Source organism: Actinomadura fulvescens (genome assembly GCF_039533225.1).
GTDB lineage: Bacteria > Actinomycetota > Actinomycetes > Streptosporangiales > Streptosporangiaceae > Spirillospora > Spirillospora fulvescens.
On record NZ_BAAATD010000008.1, the window covers coordinates 1 to 24,140 of the forward strand.

Genomic DNA, 24,140 nt, shown 5'->3' on the forward strand with positions numbered 1-24,140 from the left:
ACTCTGACATCCACCGCAGCCGACCCAACCCCGACGGTCGACTCTTCGGACAAGTCACTTCCCAGACCCGCCACGGCCGACACTACGACATGCACTACGGCGCCTTGACAAACACAGAGGCACCCAAGAACGCCGATCTTTCCGCGTTCACGCCCGAAGACCTCGTGCGGGTGGAGGACCTTCTCAACCATCGTCCCCGGCGCGTTCTCGACTGGGAAACACCCGCCGACTACTTCGCCAGTCGCATGCCATCATGAGCCGTCAGCGTTGCGACGATCACGCGAAACCACCCTTGAACCCACCCGACCTCAGGGGGTCAGGATTGGCGCGCCGTTGACACCTGCCCCTCCGCCTGCAGAATGATCTGCTCGTCGGTGTAGATCGGCTTACCTTGACCAGGGTTGTTCTGGTTCTCGCGCCGCTGGGCCTCATTGCCAAATGAGCTGCTCATGGCGCGGTGGGATGTGAGCTTCTGGAGTGACCAGATCGCTCTGGGGAACGCCGAAGCAGTCCGCGGCTCAATCTGCGATTGACGAGGCGGTCACTACCAGGGCGCATCATCCCGCAGGTGCGGAGCCGACCCCGGCGAGTGCTTGGGGTGGGCGTTTGTTGAGGAAACCATCCCCGCGCGTGCCGGGCCGACAAGCGCTCAGCCAACGTGACCGGCACCTCTCCCGGACCATCCCGCGCGTGCGGGGCCGACGAGGCATAACGTGCGGCAGATCTCGACACCTGGGGACCATCCCCGCGCGTGCGGGGGCGACACGTCCAGACGTCTAGGCGTCGCGTGTCGCTGAGGACCATCCCCGCGCGTGCGGGGTCGACCCGGCCGTGGGGCGGGCGTACATGTACATCGCCGGACCATCCCCGCGCGTGCGGGGCCGACTCTCGAGTCTGGAGGCGGCCAGGCCGTCCTGGAGGACCATCCCGCGCGGGGATGGTCCGATCCCCGGCTACCCGCACGACGGCCTGGGCTAGTCGGCCCCGCACGCGCGGGGATGGTCCCACCCGGGCCGCCTCCTCGTGGCAGCCGCCACCGTCGGCCCCGCAGGCGCGGGGATGGTCCTTCGCCACGGCGGGATGGCGGGAGAACCGGTGCGTCGGCCCCGCACGCGCGGGGACGGGCCGCGGTGACCGCATGAGCACCGTGTTGGAGCTGCGTCGGCCTCGCACGCGCGGGGATGGTTCGCTGTGTGGATGACCCTTGGCTGAGGTCTCACCCTCCATGAGGCGAGCATCAGCTCGGCCAGGCATGGGAGGAACTGGACGGCGAGGCCAGAAAGGGCGAACCATAGTTCACCTTGACTCCGGGGTGTTGTGTCCGCTCCTAACCAGCTGCTTGTAGCAGAGCGATCGAGTGGTTCACCGGTTGGGTGGTCAGATTTGGGTGCGGCGCAACGGGCGATGGGAGGCTGCGGTTAGGGTTGGATCCGTAAGGCCACGTTCCGCGGAGGAGGCCGATCAGTCGAAGGTCGGCCAAGAATTCGATCGTCTGGTGGACTGCGTCCGCGTCGTTCCCGGGATGGCGAACCAGACGGTCCGGTCCGGTCTGGCCTGAACGGCGACGGCCCTGGTCTCGAGGGGCTCGATGGCGTCCCCCACGCCTTCGAACACCTGAAGGCGTCCGTCGAAGTCGTTGAGGAAAACGTGGCTGGCCTGGTCATAGAACGCGACGTCGAGGTCGCGGCGCGTGGTGACGATATCGGGCAGGCGCGGGACGCTGCCCCAGGAGAGTCAACGGAGCCGCGAGACCCGCAAATCATGCGGTTGTTTGTCGTCTTGGTGGGGAGTGCCAGTGTGTCGATGTGTCCGCGTCTTTTAGGGTCTGGAGGCGATGTGTGACCTCGTCGCGTGCCCATTCGTCTTGGTTTGATTTGCGTATGTAGGGGCTGAGGCCGCTTATCTCCCGTATTTCGATGAGGAGGGGGAAGCCGTCCCAGGTGCGTACGTCCCATCCGTAGGTCGTGGTGAAGTCGGCGATCTCTTGTTCGGTGTGGCGGTTGAATCGTCTCTTCATGTAGTGCGGTTGGATGAGATCCCATTCGCGGGGGCCGAGCGCTGTATGGTCCCAGTCGCCCAGCAGCGCTGTGCCGGAGTGGTTGCGGATGATGTTGTTGGAGTGGGCGTCGCCGTGGATGAGACCGGTTGGCAGGGCTGGGGTGAGGCGGGTCCATTGCTGGCGGAGCTGGTTGATGCGGTGCCGCAGCCAGTGGCGGTCATCGTCGGCTAGGCCATGGGCTGCGTTGTCGACCGCGCGGGCGACGCTGCGCAGCGGGTCGTCAAGGGTGGCCAGCGGGAATGGCGGTTTGGGCTGATCGTGCAGCTGTCGCAGCAGCCGGCCGAGCTCGGCTCCGTTGCCTGGTGGACCGTCGGCGACGTCGATCAGTTGCCAGAGCGACACCACCCGTCCGGCGGAGATGAACGGTTCGATGTCGGCCGGGGCTACGCATGGATATCGGCGGGCCGCTAGCCATCGGGTGACCGCCACCGACGCCGTCACCGCCTCAAGCGCGTCGGGGTTGCCTGCGATCCGGACGAGCAGGCCGGACGAGGGCAGCGCGATCGCGGTGTTGCTGTGCTGGTGCAGCAGGTGCGCGCCGCTGACGTCGATGTGGTGCAGCTCGGCCAGCTGCTCAAGGATCTCGGCGGTGCCATCGCGATGCTGACTTCGGTCGGGCATGGTGGCGATGTCCCCGCAGATCAGGCGGGAGAACCTTCGAGGACGGGGGTGGCGGCTTCCCGCACGTCAGCGACGGCCGGCTGGTTCTGGTAGGGCTTGAGGGCTTCTAGCACCTCGACCAGCCGAACGGTGACCCGGCGGGATGAGATCTGGCCGGCGAGCGTGATCATTTGGTGGGCCGTGGTGCAGGCTTCGTCGACCTCGAGGGTCTGAGCGCGTGCGATGGCGAGCAGGCCCAATGAGAACACTCGCGGCCGGGCGGCGGTGCGTACGCTCAGTGCCTCCTCGACGGCGTTGGCGGCATCGCGTCCCATGCCGAGATTGACGTAACAGTGGGCTTCTTCATGGCGCAGGTGGCCCCAGTGATAGGCGCCCATCCAGTCCGGCTCGTTCGTCGATCCCGCCTGATCGTAGGCGTCCCACACCTTGCCTAGGGTTCGCTGCGTTTTGGCACGGTCGCCCGTCATTGAGCAGGCGAGTGCCTGCTTGGTGGTCAGGAATGCTCGGCTGATCGGCGGTGCGGCCCGCGCTACGCCCACCGCGCCCTCGGTATAGGCCAGGGCCTGTTCAAGGTGTGCGCGCCGCTGTGTGCTGTTGGCGCAGAGTGCCGCTCGGTGCATCTCGTGTTCGCCGCGGCGTGACAGTACCCAGGCCGTAAGGCTGATATCGCCGCTCTCATTGGCCAGACCGGCGGCCCGGCCGAGTAGTCCCAACGCGTCTTTGATCCGGTCGGTATCCAGATGCATCGCCGCCAGCCGCATGACGTACTCGGTGGAGATGGCAAAAAGATCACGGCGCAGCGCATCCGGTGCGTGGCCGCGCAGGCGTGGTTCGATGACCTGTCCGAGGTAGGCGGCCGCCTGCTGGCGGATCCGCTCACCGCCGAACTGACGATCCGACAGCATGAAGCCGGTCAGCATCGCTCGGATCGCCTGCACATCACCCTCGCGGGCTTCTGGAGGCGGCGCAGGGGTGTCGTCTGGATCGAACAGTTCATGCTCAGTCATGTTCATGGCCCGGGCGTACAGCAGCCGGTATTCCTCACGAATCCGCGTGACCTCGCCCGATTCCCACCGTTCGATGTTGCGGACCAGGCTGGCCAGCTTGGGCATGGTGTGCGGCTGCTCGGCTGCGTCGCGCAGCTCGCGCGCCATGCGCGGAATGTCCCACCCTCGCGCCCTGCGCTCCGAGCGGAGCCGCTCGCGCACTACTTCCGTCGTCTCATATGCCATGAGCGTGCACCTTCGCGTCATTGGCGTTGTGTCCCGACAACGCGATGTCGGGGTCTGTCGGTCCTTGTCGGCTAGAGGGCGCCTCCTCCCAAGGTATCGACTGGTCGTAGGCAATCAGCAGTATTAAGCGACCCAAGGGCGGCCATGGTGCACGCGTCTCTGCGGAATGAATACCCACTAAAGCACGCACAGGCACCATCCCTCAGGCCCCTACCTAGCGACCACAGGGTGGGTGTGCCGCGCCGTTATCCCAGCACCCACCTCCCACTCGCCGCACAACGGCGAGCCGCGCCGTCTCCCTTCGCATCGGCGGGGAGTCGGCGGGGGCCGTACGGCCGGACCAGGCTGCCGCTGCGGTCCGGCCGTACGGTGCGCCCCTTCAAGTACGCATGCGGCGGCGCGGTGTGCTGCGTAGCCCCGCCCGCCGCATGCCACCACCCTTGGATTTCGCGTGTGGAAAGGCCTGTGATGGCATCCGGCCCTCGTTCCCCGCAACTGCCGATGTCCTGTACATGGGATACTCCGGTCCCTCTGGCTCTGCGGCCTGTTCAGATATCCAGCCTGTCAGGCACCAACGCCAATCCGACCGGACCGCCGAACCCAGGACCTTGGCGGGCTCGGCGCCGCCGACTGCGCTCAGTTGCGCACACGTCAGCGGCGGCGAATGGAGTTACGGCGTGCTGCAGCAGCGGTCGCGGGCCCGGCACACCGAGTGGCGCTTCTGCCCGTGCCTGGATGGTTGGATCGCCCGCCGTGTCGTCGGCTGCCAGATCACGGCAGCCGATCCGCGCCATTTGGAACAGCTCCTCAACGCACCGACATCGCGAGCGTCGATCAACACGAGCGTACGGAACGGGAACTGCTGGTGCGCCCTCCGTCGATCAGCGTCCCTAGCGGCACGGCCGCCATCCAAGGCCTGCGGCGATCCCCAGCCGCTTCGTCGACTCCCCGCTCCCAGAAAGGCCATCTTCGAATGCCCCGGTTCGACGATCTTCCGCCTGACGTTCCCCGGCTCCTGGTGACACCGCGGGCGCTCAGCACGAAGGAGAAGGACGGGCCGGTTGCCGATCCCGCCCGGATGTACAACTTCTACCTGCGGGGCAAGGACAACTACGAGGTCGACCGCGTCGCCGGCCAGAAGGTGATCGACGCAACCGATGGCGAAGCGATCCCGATGGCCGAGGAGAACCTGAGGTTCGCCAGCCGCGCCGCCGCCTACGTGGTGGGCGAGCGCGGGATGCGGCAGGTGCTGGATATCGGCATGGGCATCGTCAACGACCTGCCCGCCGACCTGCCGACGGTGGAACGGGCAATCCGCGCCGCTGCGGACGGGGTGGTGTTGGTCGGGTTCGACCACAGCCCCATCGTGCTGGCCCACAGCCGTGCCCTGCGCAGCGCTCCGGACGACGGTTATGACGCGGTCATCGGAGCCGACCTGCGCGACCTGGACAGCTTGTTCGCTTCTGCGGAACTGGAGGATCTCATCGACCTCGGCCAGCCGGTAGGCGTCGTGTTGGCGGCGGTGCTGCACTTCATCACCGATGATGAGGACCCTGCCGGGCTGCTGGCCGACCTGCACGGACGGCTGGCGCCCGGTTCTTGCTTGGTGCTCTCCCATGCCTGCTCCACCGGCATCCCCCAGCAGGCAGTCTGCGGCATGACCGACGGCTACCGGCGAGCGTCCAGCCAGCTCACCTTCCGCACTGAAGAAGACATCCTCGCCCTGGTCCAAGACGCGGGCTGGGAACCCGTCGATCCAGACATCCCGTTGGATGACGTGCAGTCCTGGGCGCCGCCCGGCCAGGTGCACCAATACACGGGCAAGGCGTTTGGGAAGGTGCGTGTGGTCGGCATGGTCGCGCTCTCCTCCAAGGGGGCGGGATGAGCCTCGTCACCGCCTCGCCCGCCCGGCATCACAAGCTCGACACCACCCGGCCGCATTCGGCGCGGGTGTGGAACTACTGGCTGGACGGCAAGGACCACTACCCCATCGACCGGCAGGCCGGTGATGCCATCGCCGCGATGATGCCCGACATCGTCGATGTGGCCCGGCATAGCCGCGCGTTCCTGGCCCGGGCGGTGCGTCACATGGCCGGTGAGGCGGGGATACGGCAGTTCCTGGACATCGGGACCGGGCTGCCGACCGTGGACAACACCCACGAGGTCGCCCAACGTGTCCACCCCGACGCCCGCATCGTCTACGTCGACAACGACCCGCTGGTACTCGTCCACGCCCACGCACTGCTCACCAGCAACCCCAAAGGAGTCACCGCCTACATCGACGCTGACATATGCGAGCCCGAACAGATCGTCGCCCAAGCCGCCAACACCCTGGACTTCGACCAGCCGGTCGGGTTGATGTTGCTGGGCATCCTGCACCACGTGGTTGATGACGCTCAAGCCCGCACGATCGTCAACACGCTCATCAACGGACTGCCTTGCGGCAGCATGATCGCCATAGCCTGGGCCACCGCCGAGGTCCACGGCGAGCGGATGCACCAGGCGATGAACACCTGGGCACAGATGGGCGGCACGCCGATCGTCGCCCGCCCCGCAGACGAGTTGGAGCGCTACTTCGACGGCCTGGAGTCGCTGGAGCTGCTGGAGCCGGGCGTGGTGTCCTGCTCGCACTGGCGCCCCGACCCGACGCCGTTCGGCCAGGCGCCCCGGGTGTCGCAGTACTGCGGCGTCGCACGCAAGGCACGGCCATGACCGGCGCAGACACTGGCCTGGCGCGTGGCGTCAGCGAGATGAGCAACCATCCCACCCACCCGTTCCACCTCGCCCCAGCCCAGGAACAGATCGCCGGCGAATACGCGCTGCGGCTGGTGGCCCGGCTCACCGCCTACCAGGGCGTGACGGCCACGGTGGCGCGCCAGTGGCGTGGTCTGCCGGAGGTGTCGGTCGGCGCCCGGATCATGCCTGGCGCGGTCGGGTTGCGGATGTATGTGTGGCCGCGGCACCTCAGTGGCGATCTGTCGTGGCACCGCGGCCGGCCAGCCCGTGGCGCGTTCCGCTACTGCGACACGTCGCTCAGGGGCCCGATCTACTTCCAGTACGTGCGACCTGTCGCCGAACTCGACCCTCTCGCCGCAGACCTGGTCGCCAGCCTCCAGCGCCGCGCCGCGGCCAGCGACTTGCTCGAGGGCGCCGCACCGGACGCCCCTGGAACAGCAGGTCACCGACGTACCCACACGATCACAGCATCGCCACACCCCCACGATCCACCCACAGCCCGTGGGCCAAAAGACCACGACGACGGAGCAGTCAATGACGCACGCCGACCAGCTGAACGCACTCCCTGACGCCACTCCTGACGGGCCGCTGGACGCCCTGTGGGCCGCCATCCGCCGCCGTGTCCCCCAGGTCAGCGCCGACCGTGTGCATCAGCTCCTGCCCGGCCTGCAATTGCCCGACGTGCCCGAGGCGTTCATTCGTGCCTCCTACAACAACGGCGAACCCCGCCGCGTCGTGTGGGACGACCAGACCGCGGCGTTCGCCTGGAACAGCGGACCCGACGCCGACGCTGTCATCGGCACCCTCGACGACGTCGACCGGGTCGCCGACACCATCGGCCGCGCCCTGGGCGCAAACCTCTAGCCGTCTGCGCCAGTGCCGACGCCGGGTCCGCTAACTGTGGCTTACCAGCGCCACGAAAAGAGGTGGTCGCTACCCCACTCCGAACCACGCCCATCGGGACTCAACACGGCGAGAACGTCGTGCCACCAGCACGGGAGAAGACATGACCGTCACGTTGGACAACCTCACCCAGACCGGCAGGGACCCGCGCGAGCTGATCCCCACCAAAGCGTTCACGCTCCTAGTGGAGGACTTCCGCAAGGCCACCCATGCCAGCCACGACTACTGCACGCGCGTGGTCGGGCAAAACCTGGTGTTCCTCAAGGCGGTGGGCAACATCCGCCAGGCCGAACGCCGAGACCCCCGCAACTACGTCCGGATCGTGCCGACCCCGCCGGTGGACCAGGCGTGGCATCTGAGCCTGCAACGGACCGAGGTGTACGTTCCGATGAGCTACGTCTTCGCTGAATCGTTCATCCACCACCGCCCTGTCATGGACGATGACATCGCCTCGGGCGCAGCCCTGGCCCGCACCATCCCGCAGCTCCACGCCACGGGCTACTTCGTGGACCCGCAGTTCTGGGACGGCGAGGCCGGCACCAGCTGTTGCCCGCCCGAATGCAACGACCAAGGCGGCCGGGATTGGCGTTCCCTGGTGGACTGGAACGGCTACCTGCCGCCGGACATCCCGCTCACCATCCGCATCTGACCAAGCGACCCGGGAAAGGCCTCACGTGCGTACCGACTGGAGCGACCTGCCTGAGGAACTCCGCAAGCAGATCCAGGCCCAGACCGGCCCGATCTCCGGCATCGTTCCAGCTGCCACGGGCAACCACGCCGACATCGCGGCCACACTGCTCACCAGCCACGGTCGGGTCTTTGTCAAAGCCGCCCGCAAGCTGGCCGACAGGGACGGCCCGGAGGTCATGTCGCTGCGCCGTGAAGCCGCCATCAACCCCGCCGTGGCAGAGTTCGCCCCCGGCCTCCGCTGGACAGCCGAGGCCGGGGGGTGGCTCGCTCTCGGATTCGACTACGTGCAGGGCCGCCGCGCCGACTTCACCCCAGGCTCACCGGACCTGGAGATCTTGGCCAAGACCATCCACGCCATCCACAACACTCCCTGTCCCGACGTCGCGATGCTGTCGGCCGAACGCCGCTGGCACAAATACACCGACAACCCGGCCATGTTCGCCGGCAACGCACTGATCCACACCGACCTCAACGAGGACAACCTGATCATCACCGGCGACGGGCGCGCCTTCGTGGTGGACTGGGCCTTCGTCACCCGCGGCGCGCCCTGGCTAGAGCAGATGATGCTGATCCCGTGGCTGATCGGGGCGAACCACACACCGCACCAAGCCGACGAGTGGATCAGTCAGTTCCCCGCATGGACCAACGCGCAACCCGCCGCCGTCGACGCCTTCACCGCCGGGTTCGCCGCGCAGTGGCGCAACGCCGCCCAAGCCCGGCCCGAAGAGTGGATCACACGCCACGCCGACCTGACCAGCCAATGGGCGGCGTACCGGCTCAAGGAGTAACCCGAGTGACCGACTGGACCCAACACCACCCAACCCAGCAACTCACGACCCCCGACGGCCACCAGGTCGCGATCGACGTCGAGATGGCGCCGCTGGTGACCGAACTGTGGCGGCTCGGGTTCCAGACCAAGGTCGCCTGCCAGGACGCCGGAGAAGCCATCAAACAGGGAGGCACCCGCGCAACCCAAGCCGAACAGGCACGCCTTGCCGCGCGGCTAACGGGCCGGGCATGGCTGGTCATCCGCACCCAACAGGCCCAGCAACTCCTCGACATCTGCGCCGGGCTCACCGAGCCGCAAGCCTGGCTGCTGCGCCCGGTCAAGAAGGACAGCCAACCCCAAGACTGGGCCTCGCTCACCTTCCCCCGCACACTCATCGGCCCCGCTACACGACACCTCCGCTCGATGCCCCACCCTGGCTGATCGACTCAGCGTCATGTCCCGCATCCCGTTGACCGATCTTGCCGATCCCTCATCTGCTGACGAATCTCTGCGCGCATGGGAGATACGCCCGGCGCCCGGCGCAACCCTAGGCGCCTTCCTGAAGGAGGGCGATCGAGTCGTTCACCGGTTGGGCGATGAATACCTGGGTGCGGTGCATCGAACGGTGAACGGGTTGCGGGTGGCGGTTGGGCCCGTATGGCCACGGGCCGCGAAGGAGGGCGATCATGTCCAGGCCGGCCCAGAACTCGATCGTCTGGTTGACCACGTCCGCGTCATTGCCCGGGGTGGCGAACCAGACGGTGGTCGGTCCGGGCTGGCCTGAGCGAACGGCGACTGCTCTGGTTTCGAGGTGCTCGATGGCGTCCTCCAGGCATTCGAACACGCGAAGGCGTTCGTTGAAGTCGTCGAGGAAGGCGTCACTGGCCCGGCCACAGAACATGACGTCCAGGTCGCGGCGTGTGGTGACGATGTCGGGCAGGCGCTCGTCGCTGACGAGCGCCTCGACGAAGGCGACCCGAAGCCAGTCGTTGGCGTACGCGCCCAAGATCCCGCTGTGCACCGGGCGTGTGACGTCGTAGAGCAGCCGTGTCCCAGTCGGCGCCGAAGGAACGATGCGGGGGGCGTCGGCGGACGCTCGCGAGATGTCGGAGCCGAGGCGACTGCAGGTGGTCGAGGTTGGCGAGGAGTGCTCTTGGTTGGAGGGGAATCCTTGGGGGCGGCTGGTCACTGTGGCTCCTGGTGCTCGCTCGTTCACTGGCCCCATGGAACCTGAAACGCCTGGTCGGTGGACCGTCCAAACTGGCCAAGACAAGAAGTGACCCGAGGGCGCGGGTCGCGTGCGCAAGCTGGCGTAAAGAGGCGCCTGGTGAGAGGCCCCGAAGAGCCGTCGTTCTGGCGCTGCGCGTGAGTGGCGACTTCTTGTCACTGGCGATGAGCCGTCACCGCATTGGCAAGACTGTTACAGTCGGTAGCCACTCATTGCTGTCTGTTAGGGGAGTATGTGGCGGAGCCTGACGACGCTTCTGCAGCGCAACTCCTGGACGGGATCGTTCCTGATGAGGTCTATCACGCGTACCGGTCGCTGGTGGAAACACAAGGCTGCGCCCCGGACGAAGCCGCCGATCTCCTCGGCGGCATAGGCGTCGTCACTGCTCTGCTCGAACGTGGCATGGCCTACCGGCGTCCGGAAGCGGGAGGCTCGCCCAGACTGATCCCGGCGCCGCCCGACCTGGCACTGCAAGGCGTGCTGACCGAGATGAATCAGCGGCTGGCAGAGGAGAACGAGCGCTTCCTGACTGGTCGCCGACGGCTCATTGAGGCATCTCCTGCACCGGTTGCCGGTGGGTCCGGTTCGGCGGGAGGGCTCATCCAGGTCGTCACCGAGCCGAACGAGATCACGCAGTTGTCCGGTGTGCTGGTCAACGCGGCCAGGCACGACTGGCTGACGCTAGAGAACTATCTCGCGGAGCGTCCCATCGACGAAACCGCCATCGTCGCCGCGCCACCGGCTCTACGCAACGGCGTGCGCCGGCGCACCATCTACGAGAGCCGTTGCGCCGAGCACCCGGTCGCCGCCAAGCACATCGCGAGTGCCGCTGAACTGGGTGAAGAGGCGCGCCTGCTAGCCAGTATCGGGATGAAGATGAAGCTGGCCGACGGCAGCGTGGCGATGCTTCCACTCGGGCCGACCGGCATGACCGGCGCGGTCCTGGTGCGGTCACCGGTCATCGTTGCGGCGCTCCGTGAGTACTTCGAACTGCTGTGGGAACGGGCGACGCCGATCGGTGCCGTACAACCCGACAGCCCACTGACGGACGAACTGCGCGCGATCTTGGAGCTACTGGCGCAGGGTGCCGACGACGAAGGCATCGCGCGACGGCTGAAGATCAGCGCTACCACCGTGCGCCGACGCATCACCGCCATCCGCGAGGAGCTCGGCGCTCCGTCGCGCTTCGCCGCAGGAGCCGCCGCCGTCAGGCGCGGCTGGATCAAATAGCCACCCACGCGGAAGGGTCTGCCGCTCCATGCCTCCATACGAGGACTTCGTTCCCCGTCAGCGCTTTCAACCCAGCCTCGCGTTCTCGCCCGACTCCGAGTTCGTTGCCTACTCCAGCAACGCCGGCGGCCGGTCCGCGCTCTGGGTGGTGCCCACCGCAGGCGGTGCGCCGCGCAAACTCGCGCAACAGCCCGGCCGCATCGTCAGGCAGGTCGCCTGGTCCCCGGACGGGAAGAGCGTGGTGTTCACCGCTGATCACGAGGGCGACGAACAGTACGAGATCTTCCGCGTTGACCGCGACGGAGGCGAGCCGACGCAGCTCACTACGGGACCAGAGTGCCAGCGCGTGTTGGCGGCGAACCCGTTTGACTCGACCGGCCGTTATCTCGTCTACGCGGCCAACGATCGTGATCGCACCGTTCAAGACTTGCTTGTTCGCGACCTGACCGGGGCGGCCGGAGACGAAAGGCGCATCCAGCCTGAGGAGGGTGTGGCGTTCACACCGACCGGGATCTCACCGGATGACCGCTGGCTGCTGGCTGCTGGCTTTCGTTCGAACACCGAGATCGGCGTCTATCTGATCGATCTCGTTGAGCCGGCGGCCAAGCCGCAATGCATGACCGACCGGTACGGCGTGGCCCTGTTCGAGCCGCAGGCATGGTCACCTGATTCGTCGGGCTTCTACTTGCTCACCGATCTGTGGGGATTCACCGCTGCGGCTTTCTACGACCTCGCCGACGAGGTGTTGAGCCCGGTCGTGCAGCAAGACTGGGACGTCGAACGCCTGGACACAGCCGACGGAACCCTCGCCTGGACCGTCAACGAGGCGGGCCGCTCGATCCTTTACACGCGGCGCAACGACGTCACCATCGCTTGCCCGGACATATCCAACGGTGTGATCTCCACGCTGACTCTCGCGGACGACGGAACCAAAGCAGCGGTGCTGCTGGACACCCCCGGACGCCCTGAGGAGATCGGCGTCCTCGACTTGAACGACGGCGAACTGCGTTACCTCACCGACGCTCGGCCTTCTGCCCTTCACGCGATCGAGCCCATCGCGCCGGAGTCGGTCTCCTACCCCACGGTGGACGAGCGCAGCGTGCACGCGTTCCTTTACCGGCCACGCAACCCCGGCCCCCATCCAGTCCTGCTGTCGGTCCACGGTGGCCCTGAGATGCAGGAACGCCCTCGCTACGCGGCGCTCTACCAGCACCTGCTGAACCACGGCATCGCCGTGTTCGCACCGAACATCGCCGGCTCCACCGGCTACGGCAGTACGTACCAGAAGCTGATCTACCGCGACTGGGGAGGCATCGACCTGACCGACCTGGACCACGCCATGCGCTACCTCGGCACGCACCCCGAGTTCGACACCGAACGCATCGCGGTCTACGGCGGCTCCTACGGCGGCTTCGCCGCACTGTCCTGCCTCGCACGCCTGCCCTACAACTGGGCAGCCGGAGTGTCGATCTGCGGCCCCACCAACCTCGTCACACTCTCCCAAGACGCCCCACCCACATGGCGAAACTACGTCGACACCGTCCTGGGCAACCCCGAGACCGATGCCGAGCTCCTCCTCAGCAGGTCCCCGATCACCCACGCCGACGCGATCAACACACCACTGCTGGTCCTGCAAGGCGCCCGTGACCCGCGCGTACCGCGCGAAGAAGCCGATCGCCTGACCGAACGGCTACGCGCCCGCGGGATCGAGGTGCGCTATGAGGTGTTCCCCGACGAAGGACACGGCTTCACGATCCAAGCCAACGAGATCCGCGCCTACTCCCAAACCGCCGCGTTCCTCATCGCCCACCTCGGCGACAACAGTCAATGACAACGCTTGGCCTCGCCACCAGCCCCACCGTCGCACCACTGCTGGCAGCCCGCCTCATCTCATCGGCCGGCGTCGGCTTCGGACAGGTCGCGCTCGTCTGGGGCCTGAAGGAACTCGGCTACAGCCCCAGCGAGATCGCGATCGTGGTCGCCTGCAAAGGACTGCCAGCCGTGCTCATCCTCGCCGGAGGCGTTCTCGGAGACCGCTTCAAACGCCACCACATCCTGGCCATCGCTGAACTCGCAGCAGGCGCCTCCTGGCTCGGGCTTGCCGCATGCCTGCTGAACGGCCGCGCGCCGCTGGCGATGCTGTGCCTGCTCACACTGCTGTCTGGAACCGCCTACTTCATCTTCCTTCCCACCGTCCGCAGCGTGACCGCCGACCTTCTGCCTCCCGACCGCCGTCATGCGGGGAACGCCCTCGTCGGCCAGACCGAAGCCGTCGGACTACTCACCGGCCTCGCATCAGCCGGCGTAGTGGTCACCACGATGGGTCCAGCTTTTGCCGCCGGCCTGAAAAGCGCCATGTGCGGACTGAGCATGGTGCTTCTCCTGCGGCTCGACACCTCCGTGCGCCGGACAGTGACGCCAGGACCAATCGCCGACCTTGCCGCAGGTTGGCGGTACTTCATCGCGCATCGATGGATGTGGGCCATGACGCTGCAGTTCACGACCGTCGTGATCGCCACCGCGACCTTCGCCGAAATCATCGGTCCGCTCTACATGTCCCAACACCGACATGGCGCCGATGCATGGGGCATGGTCGCGGCATCTGAAGCCCTTGGCGCACTGGTCGGAGCCGCCCTGGTCCTTCGCCTCAAACCACGCCGCCCGATCCCCCTCGCGGTCGGCCTGCTGACTCTGACGGCGCTCCCGATGCTGCTCATCGGCAGCGGCGCGGCGGTGGCGACCATCGCGCTAGGGATGCTCGTCTCAGGCACCGTCAAGGCGATGTACCTCGTCCTCTGGATCACCGAACTTCAGAAGACCCTGCCTATCGAGGCCCTCGCACGGGTCAACGGCTGGAGCATCCTCCCTGCCTACTTCCTCACACCGATCGCCCTCGCCTTCGCCGGACCACTCGTCGAACTCAACGGCCCCGCCACCGCCGCCATCGCGATCGGGACCAACATCCCCATCGCATCCGCAATCGTCTTGCTGTCTAGATCCTGGCACCCAAGACCACGACTAGCCTGACTGCAGTTCCGTGCTCTCGCCTCGCAATGCGGAGACGCCAGTTCTGGCGCAGGAAGTTCGTCCAGAGTCTCGCGGCCGGCAGTGGTCACGGTGCGCGGTCGTGCGCCAGCAACCAATGGCGTGTGGTTCGTGGCTGTGGCCTGAAGATCGCCGCCGTCTGTAGCTGTGTTCGACTCCACCATGTGACGAGTGGCCGTGCCCAGCATGGTGATAACGGACAGGAAGGGCTGCACTCGCCGACGGTTGATCGACAAACTTCCGCTTCGGAACCCCCAGCAGACACCGAATCCGTAGGAGGTTCCGAAGAAGGTATCGACATCAAACAATGACTATGACCGTTTCGAATTGGTGTGGTACCGGTAGCGTAAAGTGAAACCTGCAGATCAACTGCTGTGGCGCCCGCCTTCACCGGCGGGCGAGGATCGCAACCGTGGCGGCGGCGGCTTCATGATGCTGCGATCACAGCGCGTGGCGCCCGCCTTCACCGGCGGGCGAGGATCGCAACATCGACTACGTCAAGCAGAACCTTCCGGCGCTGTCGTGGCGCCCGCCTTCGCCGGCGGGCGAGGATCGCAACCTGTTCCAAGTCACTCCGAACCCCGCGGTCCGGCCCGTGGCGCCCGCCTTCACTGGCGGGCGAGGATCGCAACTACAGCAACCGCTGACCAACCGACTGACCACTCTTTGTGGCGCCCGCCCTCACCGGCGAGCGAGGATCGCAACAACGTCACGACGCAGTTGCGGGAGGGGTACCGGCGGCTGTGGCGCCCGACTTCACCGGCGGGCGAGGATCGCAACATCGAAGACGAACTGCGCAAGCGCCGCCACGGCTGAGTGGCGCCCGCCTTCACCGGCGGGCGAGGATCGCAACCAGTTCTGGGTCGAGTTCAACCTCGCCCACGGCACAGTGGCGCCCGCCTTCACCGGCGGGCGAGGATCGCAACACCTCAGTCCTGGCCCCCTCGTCCTGCTACTCATCGGGTGGCGCCCGCCTTCACCAGCGGGCGAGGATCGCAACACCGAGCAGATCCGCAAGGGCGCCTTCCGCAAGACGTGGCGCCCGCCTTCACCGGCGGGCGAGGATCGCAACGACACCCAGGGTGGCGCGGCCCTGTGGGAGCGCCTGGTGGCGCCTGCCTTCACCGGCGGGCGAGGATCGCAACACCTGCTCGGCCAAGCGTTTCCAGTCGGGCATCAGGTGGCGCCCGCCTTCACCGGCGGGCGAGGATCGCAACTCCTTGGCAACCTCCACCTCGCGAGCTGGCCCGGGTGGCGCCCGCCTTCACCGGCGGGCGAGGATCGCAACCCGTTCGAGGACTGGCTCGGCCATCACGCCACCGTCACGTGGTACATCACCACCCGCCTGCACGGTGAGATTTGCCATGTCCACCCGACGAGTACGAGCCCCTCCACTACTCCCACAACCAGGCAGAATCCCAGGCCACAGCCACAACCTATAGCTGCTACCAAAAACCGGAGTGCTTCAGTCTGGTGGTCAAGGAATCCCGTGGGTCGAGTCTGCTTCTGCTGGTTCGCAACTGATTTGGGATGGTTGGCCGTACTCGGTCACTTCGCCGTGGTGAGTAGGTGATCGGCCCGGCTCTGTCGTACCCAGGTCATATTGTCGGCTCCTGACTGTCGGTATTGCGGCGGGAGCGGGCTGTGATTGATGGGTTGTGGGCCCATAGCGTGAATCCTTCGGAGCAACGTCATGGACTTGAAGATCACCTTCGGGGAACCGCTGCGCTGGCCACGCGCTTTGCCTCGGTGTTTGGGGTTGGCGAGTTGGCCGGTTATCTGGGACTTGTGCATGACGTTGGTAAGGGGGCGTGTTGTTGGCAGGAAGGTCTGCTTCGCGCTGAGGCCAGTGGTGGTCGGGTTGTCGATGCCGGTGGGCGCAGCATCGATCATAAAGAAGCGGGCGCATGGTTGGCTGCGCGTAAGGGGCGGGTCGGGCTGTTCGCGTTGCTGGTGCTGGGGCACCACGGTGGGCTTGCTGCACGGCGTGCGATCAAGGACATGCTGGCGTCAGCGGAAGGTGATGCCGCGGATCGGGTCCAGGAGGCGGTCCAGCGGGTAGCGGAGCTGGTGCCGGAAATCTTGGCGGATCATGGGGCGGCGGTTCCGGGGTGGGCAAGGTCGGCAGATGATCCGTATGCGGCGGAGTTGCTGCTGCGGATGGCGTTCAGTGCTCTGGTCGATGCCGACTTCTTGGATACCGAGTCCCATTTCAAGGGGGTTCGTCGGCCGTCTGGTCCGTCGTTGTCATCGATGGTGCAGGTATTCGAGGGCGCGCGAGAGGACTACCTCCGCAGTCCGGGAGTATCGCCGATTGATGCCGTCCGTACTGAGATTTATGAGCAGGCGGTTGCGGCGGCCGATCAGCCCATCGGGGTTTTCCCTTTTCCCGCGCCGACGGGCGCGGGTAAGACAATCGCCTCGGGTGGTTTCGCGGTCCATCATGCGGCGCGTCATGGGTTGCGACGTGTGATCTTCGCGGTGCCGTTTCTGTCGATCACGGAGCAGAACGCGCGGGTTTATGGTCGCTTGTTCGGGCCGAAGAATGTGCTTGAGCACCACAGTGGTGTGGATCTGCACGATCTTCCTGTGGATCGGCGGTGGCAGCGCCTGGCTGCGGAGAACTGGGATGCGCCGGTGGTGGTGACCACAACGGTGCGGTTGTTTGAGTCACTGTTCAGTCGTCGGCCTTCGGCGATGCGCAGGCTGCACCGTCTGGCCGGGGCGGTGGTCGTGCTGGACGAGGTGCAGTCGTTGCCGGATGCGATGCTGCCGCCGATCCTGTCGGCGCTGCGGCACCTGACGGAGCGGTTCGGGACAAGTGTGGTGCTCGCGTCGGCGACTCAGCCAGAGTTCTTCTCCCTTGAGGTATTCAAGGGCTTGCGGCCGCGGCCGTTGCTTGCTGAGCCGAAGCCGTACTACCGCAGGCTACGGCGTGTGCGGTACGAGTGGCGCTGCGATCCGAAGCCGACGCTGCAAGCGATCGCGCTGGAGGTGGCGGGGCAGGAGCAGGCTCTGACGATCGTGAACACGACCAAGGACGCGGGCACTGTCCACCGGCATCTTGAGGAGGCCGCCCACGGGGATGTGCCGGTGATGCACTTGTCGACACGTATGGCGGGTGGTCATCGCAGAGCTGTGCTGATGGACGTGCGGCAGCGGCTGGAGCGGGGACTGCCGGTCTTGGTCGTCAGCACTCAGCTGGTCGAGGCCGGGGTCGATCTGGATTTCCCGATGGTGTTTCGGGCGTTCGCGCCGGCTGAGGCGTTGCAGCAGGCGGCCGGCCGTGCGAACCGCAACGGGCGCCTAGAGCACGGCCGGGTAGTTGTGTTCGATCCGGCGGACGGGAGCGTGACCGGTACCCGGCTGGTGTATGGGGCGGCGCTGGACAGCACCCGCGCGTTCTTTGGTCCAGACCGTGCCGACCCTGACGACGTGGACGCGTTGAGCGCCTACTACCAGGCCCGTTACGCGGTGAAGGATCTGGAGCGTGCCGGTCCCGGCGCGGAGATCCAGCGGTACCGGGCCGACTTTGATTTTCCCGAGGTGGCCGCGCGGTTCAAACTGATCGACGAGCAAACCGTTGCGGTGCTCGTCCCCTACGGCGACAGCGGTGAGCGCGAGCACCTGCGCAGTCTGTTGATCAGCCCAGCGGGGGCCGACCCGTGGGTGTTCCGCAAGCTGCAGCCCTACCTGGCGACGCTGCCGCGGCGTCTGGCCGCCCGGGCGGTCGGTGACGGCTTGGCCACGCCCCTGCTGGGCGACCTGATCGAGTGGGACGGCGAATACCACCAGGTCCGCGGCCTGGAACTCGCCGACCCGAGTGGAGAGGACTTCGTCTGGTGAGATCGCATCCCCGATATCCGCATCCTCCGCTGGTGGTGGAGGTCAGCGGAGAGTTCGCCTGCTTCACGCGACCAGAGCTGAAGGCCGAGCGGTTCAGCTACGAGGTGATGACGCCGTCAGCCGCCCGCGGCATCTTGGAGGCGATCTTCTGGCGACCCGAGTTCGCGTACGTGATCGTCAAGATCGAGGTGCTCAAGCCGATCCGCTGGTTCTCCATCCGCCGCAACGAGGTCAAATCGATGACGTCTGAGGACTGGGCCCGACGAATGATGTCCAACCCCGCGCTGCGGTACGACGTCGAAACCGACCGTGACCAGCGCAACACTGTCGCTCTGCGTGATGTTGCCTACCGTATCTATGCGCAGGTGCGACTGCGCAAGCAGGTGGCCGAGGGAGAGGCCAAGTACCGCGAGCAGTTCCGCCGCCGGGTCGATAAGGGCGCCTGCTTCTCCCAGCCCTTCCTAGGGACCCGCGAATTCTCCGCTCGTTTCGGCAAGGCCACCGCACTCCAGCCGATCTCCGAGACACGGCCTTTGGGGCCAATGCTGCACACCATCCACTACAGCGACGGCCGCGAAACCTACGAGTGGTTCATGGCCGAGCTGGTGGACGGCGTCCTTGAGGTGACACCCCGCGGCATCGAGCTTCCCTCGGCAAGCGCCGGTAGGCCGGCGAGCGCCGCCAGGTCGAGGAGATGACCGGATGCCCCTCCGACAGTTGGTTGAGCACGCCAAGAACGAAGCGGCCGGTGAGACACCGCGGTATTACCGGAGCCGCGCCGTCCAGTGGGCCATCAGCATCGACCGCAACGGCGATGGAACGCTCATCGATCGGACCGACCCCGGCACCAGAGCCGCAGCTCAGCAGGCGGCACCATATGTGACACGGACCAGTGGGATCGCCGCGATGCTGCTGGTCGACACGCTGGAATACGTCTTCGGCGTGGCCAAGGACGACACTGACCGGGCGCAGACAGCCGCCGATCGCCGCAACGACGCCTACCTCGCGCTTCTGCACGACTGGCGGGCGGCCAGCGGCGACCCGGTCGCAAGCATCGTCTGCGACTTCTTCGACCAAGAAAAGCATCTGCGACTCCCGTTGCCGGACGACGTGGCCTCCTCGGAGATCGTCGGGATCCTGGTCGACAACGAGTGGGCACACAGGCGCCCCTCGGCCATCGAGTTCTGGGCGAGCGAATCACGTAAACGCAAGAGCTCCGGTGCTGAGGGCATCTGCCTGTCCTGCGGCGACCCGGGGCCGTTGCTCAAGACCGTCCCGTACATGATCAAGAGCTCGCTCGTGCCGGTCGGTGTCGACGGCAAGGGACGCCCCAAACGCGGACGTGACGCCGCGCTGGTATCGATCAACACCAGCGCCCAAGGGCGCGGCGGGAACCTGCAACTGGGCAACACACCCTTGTGTGAAGAATGCGGCGCCCAGGCGATGGCCGCCCTCAACCGGCTGCTGTCGGATGAACGGCACCGTCGACGCGGCGAGGACAGCGTGGTGACCTGGTGGCTGCGCGAGGCCGGCGACCTCGACCTCATGGTGATCGACCAGCCCGAACCCGAGGACGTGAACGCGCTGCTGGACCAGGTCCACAAGGGCACCCACCGGACGGCCATCGACACCAACGCCTTCTACGCGCTGACACTGTCGGCCAACCAGAGCCGCATCGTGGTGCGTGACTGGGTGGAGGTTCCCGTCGCCGAGATCAAGGAACGCCTGGCGGCATGGTTCGACGATCACTGCGCGACCGACCGCTGGAGCGACGGTGCCCATTACGTTCCGTTGTGGGCGATGGTACGAGCCAGCGGCCGCTGGGACCGGACAAAGAAGCAGTACGTGGCCGGCAGCACCGTCCACGGCCTCGAACGAGACCTGCTGCGGGCCGCCCTGCACGCAGTCCCGCCGCCATCGAGCCTGGTCTCGCAGTTGCTGCACCGCATCCGCAACGACCACAACATCGACCTGCCCCGGGTCGCCATGCTCCGGCTCACGCTGACCCGCCCTCCTTTCAAGGAGAAGATCATGCCCGGCCTGGACGAGACGGCCACCAACCCTGCCTACGTGTGGGGACGCATCTTCGCCGTGCTGGAAGCGATCCAGCGACGCGCCCTACCCGACGTCAACGCCACAATCCGCGACCGCTACTTCGGGCTGGCCATGACCCAGCCCGAAGCCACCATGCGGATGCTGCGCACCAACGCCAACGGGCACCTGAAGAAACTCATCGGCAAAGACGCAACCCGCGGAGCGGGCCTGGCACTGGACGGACGCCTGGCCAGCCTCAGCCTCCTCTTGGACCCAGACGCCGGACTGCCTGCCCACCTCGACGCACGCGGCCAGATGCACTTCATCCTTGGCTACGACCAACAGCGCGCCACCGACATGGCCGCCGCCCGGGCAGCCAACGCGACCAAACAGGCCAAACAGGCCAACGGTGCCAACACGACTGCCGAGACCGCCCAGATCTGACATCCGAACGACAACGGAGTCCCTCATGACCGAAGCGCCGCATCTCGATCCCGCACGCAAGCACGACTTCGTCTTCCTCTTCGACGTCAAGGACGGCAACCCCAACGGTGACCCCGACGCCGGCGGCATGCCCCGCACCGACCCCGAAACCATGCAGGGCCTGGTCACCGACGTGGCCATCAAGCGGAAAATCCGCAACATGGTCACCCTGCTCGGGGAAGGAAAGCCCGGCTACGACATCTACGTCGAGGCTGGCGTCTCGCTGAACTCCCAGCACGAACGCGCCTACACCGCACTGGGCATCGCCAAGACCAAGGACAAGAACACCGACACCGCCGTCCAGTCCCAGGCACGCGACTGGATGTGCCAAACCTTCTTTGACGTGCGCGCCTTCGGAGCCGTCATGACAACGGGCAAACAGCACGCTGGCCGAGTGCAGGGCCCCGTGCAGTTCACCTTCTCCCGCTCCATCGACTCCGTCGTCCCCCAGGAGCACGGCATCACCCGCGTCACCCGCACCAAGGAAGAAGACACCAAGGAGACCGAGATGGGCGGCAAACACGCCGTCCCCTACGGCCTCTACCGCGGGTTCGGACACTTCAGCGCCCCGCTGGCCCGCCGCACCGGCGTCACCTCCAACGACCTGGCGATGCTCTGGCGTGCGATGGAGCTCATGTTCGAACACGACCGCGCCTCGACCCGCGGCGAGATGGCCCTGCGAGGGCTCTACGTCTTCAGCCACCACGACGCCTTCGGCTCGGCACCTGCCCACGCCCTTTTCGACCTGATCAGCGTCGACCCCCAGGTCGATGGCCCGGCACGGGCCTTCCAGGACTACTCGGTGAAGATCAACGACGGAGGCATCCCCGATGGGGTGACGCTCACCCGGATCGTTGGGTGAACACGGAGCCGGGATCCATCCAGATCCCGCTGTCTGCGCTGGAGCACTACGCGTACTGCCCCCGTCAAGCCGGCCTCATCCTGCTCGAAGCCAGCTACGCCGACGACGCCAGCACCGTCCGAGGCACTATGTCCTGCCCGCGCTGTACGGCAGCCGGGTGGCGCCCGCCCTCACCGGCGAGCGAGGATCGCAACGATCTCGGCCCGGTCCCTGGTGTAAAGATCGATCGAGTGGCGCCCGCCCTCACCGGCGAGCGAGGATCGCAACCACGTCGCATAGCTGTTCGCTGAGGCATCCGCCGCCGGTGGCGCCCGCCCTCACCGGCGAGCGAGGATCGCAACACGGTGGCGCCCGGGTGGGTGTGTGCTCACGGCGATGGTGGCGCCCGCCCTCACCGGCGAGCGAGGATCGCAACGAATGGCGAGCAGCACTACGTGCGGCTACGGTGAACGGTGGCGCCCGCCCTCACCGGCGAGCGAGGATCGCAACGGTTTGCCCGCGCGCCACCAGCGGAAGTAGCAGGCCCGTGGCGCCCGCCCTCACCGGCGAGCGAGGATCGCAACCCGATCGACGTCGTCTACGCCGCCGTGTCCCACATCCGTGGCGCCCGCCCCCACCGGCGAGCGAGGATCGCAACACGCTGCTGAACGTCGGCAATGATCCCGACGTCGTCGTGGCGCCCGCCCTCACCGGCGAGCGAGGATCGCAACTGGAAGGCCGCTGACGCGCTGCGGGAGGCCGAGGAGTGGCGCCCGCCCTCACCGGCGAGCGAGGATCGCAACGCCCTCCCCGTGACGGCGGCCCGGGACCTCATGGCCCGGTGGCGCCCGCCTTCACCGGCGAGCGAGGATCACAACCCACCGCGAACAGGTGCTGACCGACACCCCGACGCGTGGCGCCCGCCTTCACCGGCGAGCGAAGATCGCAACGAGGTCTCCCGCAACACCGTGCGCGCCGCCGTCCGCGTGGCGCGTGGCGCGCGCCTTCACCGGCGAGCGAGGATCGCAACTTTACCGGCGTCCACGGTGGCGCCGGACCAGCACGTGGCGCTCAGCTCGCCATTTTAAAAGCGTCTAATGGCAGGTCCGTGCGTAGGTGATTGGCCACCTGCCAGACCACGTTCGCGGTGATGGAGTCTCCAGCACAGACTCCAGATACTGAACTTCCCAGCCTTGCCGCAGAGTCAGGCGCGGAACTGGATGAGGCCGTGGGTTCCGTTTGTTCGCCAGGCTGGGTCTGTGTTGTCTAGGGCGTTCAGGTCGTCGGGGCGGACGCCTGTGACGATGTCGGACTTGAGGGTTCGGAGTACGGCGACGGGGCTGGGGAAGTAGGCGGCGGTGGTGTTGAAGGGGGTGGTCGGTGGCCAGTGGCGATCGCCGACGAGGCGGCGGTAGTTGAGGTCGCCTTTCATGATCGTGAGTGTGGCGTGTTCGTATGCGCGGGCGAGGTCTGCGGGCATGTGGTGGAAGGACCAAGGGGCGTTGTAGAACCAGTGGGTGTAGAGGCTGAGGCGTCCGTCTGCTAGGGCCTCTGTGAGTCGTTGGGAGATCTTTGTGGCTTCGCCGGGGCAGGCGGCTAGGCGGCGGAGGCAGGCGATGACGTCGGCGGTGACGGCGTCGGAGACGTAGTACGGGTGGGGCTTGACGTGCAGGGTCACCTGGGCTGCGTTGTCGTGGTTGAGCAGGTGGTCGGTGAGGACCAGGTCGGCGAGGAGCTCTCTGCCGGCGTTGTCAGCCACGATGCAGACCCTTGGTGAAGGGCTGCGTTCCAGTCCTGTCCACAGGTCCGCGCTGTCGTCGGCGACAAGGCCTTCTTGCTCTGGGTGTTCGGATCCGGGGGCCATGCCGACGCGGAACCCGAGGTCGGCTCGGTTGCCCCAGAGTGCGGCGAGGAGCTTGGTCTGGGCCTGCTCGTGGATTGGGAGTTGGGCGCCGTGATCGAGTGCGGCTAGGTCGGTGTTGAGGGTGGGATCGCGCAGCTCGGCGGTCTTGAGGTGTTCGAAGGGGTCTACCCAGAACCAGGGGCCGGGGGTGAAGAAGCCGACGGCGTGCAGGAGGCGCCGGTAGAAGTAGCTTTCGGACCACAGGAACGGGGTGTCGGCCCAGGGGAGTCCGTAGTAGTCGGCACCCCATGAATCCCATGCGGCTTTGTCATGGCTGTCTTGGGGGAGCGGTTGCATCGTGCCGTTGGCGATCTCGTCCAGGAGGTCGTTGAGGGCCTGGCGCTGGTGCGGCTCGTAGGGGTGTGCGTCGCGGATCTGGTTGATGAGTTTGGGGGTGCGGTCGTGCAGGACGCCCCAGGCGAAGGAGCCTGGTTCGTTGTTGAGGAGTTCTGGGACGTTGGGTGTCGGTACGGGGCGCTCGTCGGCCAGGAGGCGGGCGTTGGCGTCGGGTACGAGCATC

At 66.6% G+C, this 24,140-nt stretch carries 19 protein-coding genes, 1 pseudogene and 1 CRISPR repeat array; of the genes and pseudogenes, 15 read left to right on the forward strand and 5 right to left on the reverse strand.

The features are described from left to right. Nucleotides 1-257 (forward strand): annotated as a pseudogene (locus ABD333_RS27605) (hypothetical protein); the annotation flags it as partial. Nucleotides 258-316: 59 nt separating this feature from the next. Here the strand turns inward: ABD333_RS27605 and ABD333_RS27610 are convergent. The 3 genes from ABD333_RS27610 to ABD333_RS27620 form a co-directional block, all read right to left on the reverse strand. After that, on the reverse strand, nt 317-451 hold the full coding sequence (locus ABD333_RS27610; protein ID WP_344545419.1) for a hypothetical protein: 135 nt from the start codon (nt 449-451) through the stop codon (nt 317-319). A 1,308-nt stretch (nt 452-1,759) separates the two neighbouring features. Further along, complete coding sequence (locus ABD333_RS27615; protein ID WP_344545420.1) at nt 1,760-2,680, reverse strand: phosphotransferase; 921 nt, start codon at nt 2,678-2,680, stop codon at nt 1,760-1,762. 20 nt (nt 2,681-2,700) lie between these two features. Next, nucleotides 2,701-3,834 carry an NsdA family TPR-like regulatory protein gene (locus tag ABD333_RS27620; protein ID WP_344545421.1) on the reverse strand — a complete coding sequence of 378 codons (1,134 nt, stop codon included), beginning with the start codon at nt 3,832-3,834 and terminating at the stop codon, nt 2,701-2,703. Nucleotides 3,835-4,885: 1,051 nt separating this feature from the next. Between ABD333_RS27620 and ABD333_RS27625 the strand changes: the two genes are divergently transcribed. From ABD333_RS27625 to ABD333_RS27655, 7 genes are all read left to right on the forward strand, one after another. Continuing rightward, nucleotides 4,886-5,797, forward strand: coding sequence for an SAM-dependent methyltransferase (locus ABD333_RS27625; RefSeq protein ID WP_344545422.1), 912 nt, complete (start codon nt 4,886-4,888; stop codon nt 5,795-5,797). After that, on the forward strand, nt 5,794-6,624 hold the full coding sequence (locus ABD333_RS27630; protein ID WP_344545423.1) for an SAM-dependent methyltransferase: 831 nt from the start codon (nt 5,794-5,796) through the stop codon (nt 6,622-6,624). The genes ABD333_RS27625 and ABD333_RS27630 overlap by 4 nt, the downstream gene beginning before the upstream one ends. A 38-nt stretch (nt 6,625-6,662) precedes the next feature. After that, a complete protein-coding gene (locus ABD333_RS27635) occupies nt 6,663-7,217 on the forward strand; it encodes a hypothetical protein (protein WP_344545424.1) in 555 nt (184 codons plus the stop codon). After that, entirely contained in the window at nt 7,183-7,512 is a 330-nt protein-coding gene (locus tag ABD333_RS27640; protein WP_344545425.1) for a hypothetical protein, read from the forward strand. Before ABD333_RS27635 ends, ABD333_RS27640 begins: the two co-directional genes overlap by 35 nt. Nucleotides 7,513-7,654: 142 nt before the next feature. Further along, nucleotides 7,655-8,200, forward strand: coding sequence for a glycine-rich domain-containing protein (locus tag ABD333_RS27645; protein WP_344545426.1), 546 nt, complete (start codon nt 7,655-7,657; stop codon nt 8,198-8,200). Nucleotides 8,201-8,225: 25 nt separating this feature from the next. Then, the gene (locus ABD333_RS27650; RefSeq protein ID WP_344545427.1) at nt 8,226-9,029 is read left to right on the forward strand and encodes a phosphotransferase; all 804 of its coding nucleotides are present in this window, start codon (nt 8,226-8,228) and stop codon (nt 9,027-9,029) included. Nucleotides 9,030-9,034: 5 nt separating this feature from the next. Beyond that, nucleotides 9,035-9,451 carry a hypothetical protein gene (locus ABD333_RS27655; protein ID WP_344545428.1) on the forward strand — a complete coding sequence of 139 codons (417 nt, stop codon included), beginning with the start codon at nt 9,035-9,037 and terminating at the stop codon, nt 9,449-9,451. Nucleotides 9,452-9,557: 106 nt separating this feature from the next. Here ABD333_RS27655 and ABD333_RS27660 read toward each other — a convergent pair whose 3' ends face one another. Continuing rightward, nucleotides 9,558-10,199, reverse strand: a complete 642-nt coding sequence (locus ABD333_RS27660) for a hypothetical protein (protein ID WP_344545429.1) — start codon at nt 10,197-10,199, stop codon at nt 9,558-9,560. A 273-nt stretch (nt 10,200-10,472) separates the two neighbouring features. Here ABD333_RS27660 and ABD333_RS27665 point away from each other — a divergent pair, with 273 nt between their 5' ends. The 7 genes from ABD333_RS27665 (at nt 10,473) to cas7c (ending at nt 21,738) form a co-directional block, all read left to right on the forward strand. Next, nucleotides 10,473-11,468: a LuxR C-terminal-related transcriptional regulator gene (locus ABD333_RS27665; RefSeq protein ID WP_344545430.1), complete on the forward strand. Its 996-nt coding sequence runs from the start codon at nt 10,473-10,475 to the stop codon at nt 11,466-11,468. Nucleotides 11,469-11,496: 28 nt separating this feature from the next. Further along, nucleotides 11,497-13,299, forward strand: a complete 1,803-nt coding sequence (locus ABD333_RS27670) for a S9 family peptidase (RefSeq protein ID WP_344545431.1) — start codon at nt 11,497-11,499, stop codon at nt 13,297-13,299. Beyond that, complete coding sequence (locus ABD333_RS27675; protein WP_344545432.1) at nt 13,296-14,495, forward strand: MFS transporter; 1,200 nt, start codon at nt 13,296-13,298, stop codon at nt 14,493-14,495. Before ABD333_RS27670 ends, ABD333_RS27675 begins: the two co-directional genes overlap by 4 nt. A 1,662-nt stretch (nt 14,496-16,157) precedes the next feature. Further along, the gene (gene cas3 / locus ABD333_RS27680) at nt 16,158-18,359 is read left to right on the forward strand and encodes a CRISPR-associated helicase Cas3' (protein WP_344545433.1); all 2,202 of its coding nucleotides are present in this window, start codon (nt 16,158-16,160) and stop codon (nt 18,357-18,359) included. A 32-nt stretch (nt 18,360-18,391) separates the two neighbouring features. After that, entirely contained in the window at nt 18,392-19,057 is a 666-nt protein-coding gene (gene cas5c, locus ABD333_RS27685; RefSeq protein WP_344545434.1) for a type I-C CRISPR-associated protein Cas5c, read from the forward strand. A gap of 4 nt (nt 19,058-19,061) precedes the next feature. After that, nucleotides 19,062-20,837, forward strand: coding sequence for a type I-C CRISPR-associated protein Cas8c/Csd1 (gene cas8c / locus ABD333_RS27690; protein WP_344545435.1), 1,776 nt, complete (start codon nt 19,062-19,064; stop codon nt 20,835-20,837). A gap of 25 nt (nt 20,838-20,862) precedes the next feature. Beyond that, nucleotides 20,863-21,738 carry a type I-C CRISPR-associated protein Cas7/Csd2 gene (cas7c, locus tag ABD333_RS27695; RefSeq protein WP_344545436.1) on the forward strand — a complete coding sequence of 292 codons (876 nt, stop codon included), beginning with the start codon at nt 20,863-20,865 and terminating at the stop codon, nt 21,736-21,738. Between the two features lie 157 nt (nt 21,739-21,895). Continuing rightward, nucleotides 21,896-22,747: direct repeats of the CRISPR family, unit length 37 nt; unit sequence GTGGCGCCCGCCCTCACCGGCGAGCGAGGATCGCAAC. 174 nt (nt 22,748-22,921) lie between these two features. Here cas7c and ABD333_RS27700 read toward each other — a convergent pair. After that, nucleotides 22,922-24,139: a damage-control phosphatase ARMT1 family protein gene (locus ABD333_RS27700; RefSeq protein ID WP_344545835.1), complete on the reverse strand. Its 1,218-nt coding sequence runs from the start codon at nt 24,137-24,139 to the stop codon at nt 22,922-22,924. Nucleotide 24,140 lies beyond the last annotated feature (1 nt).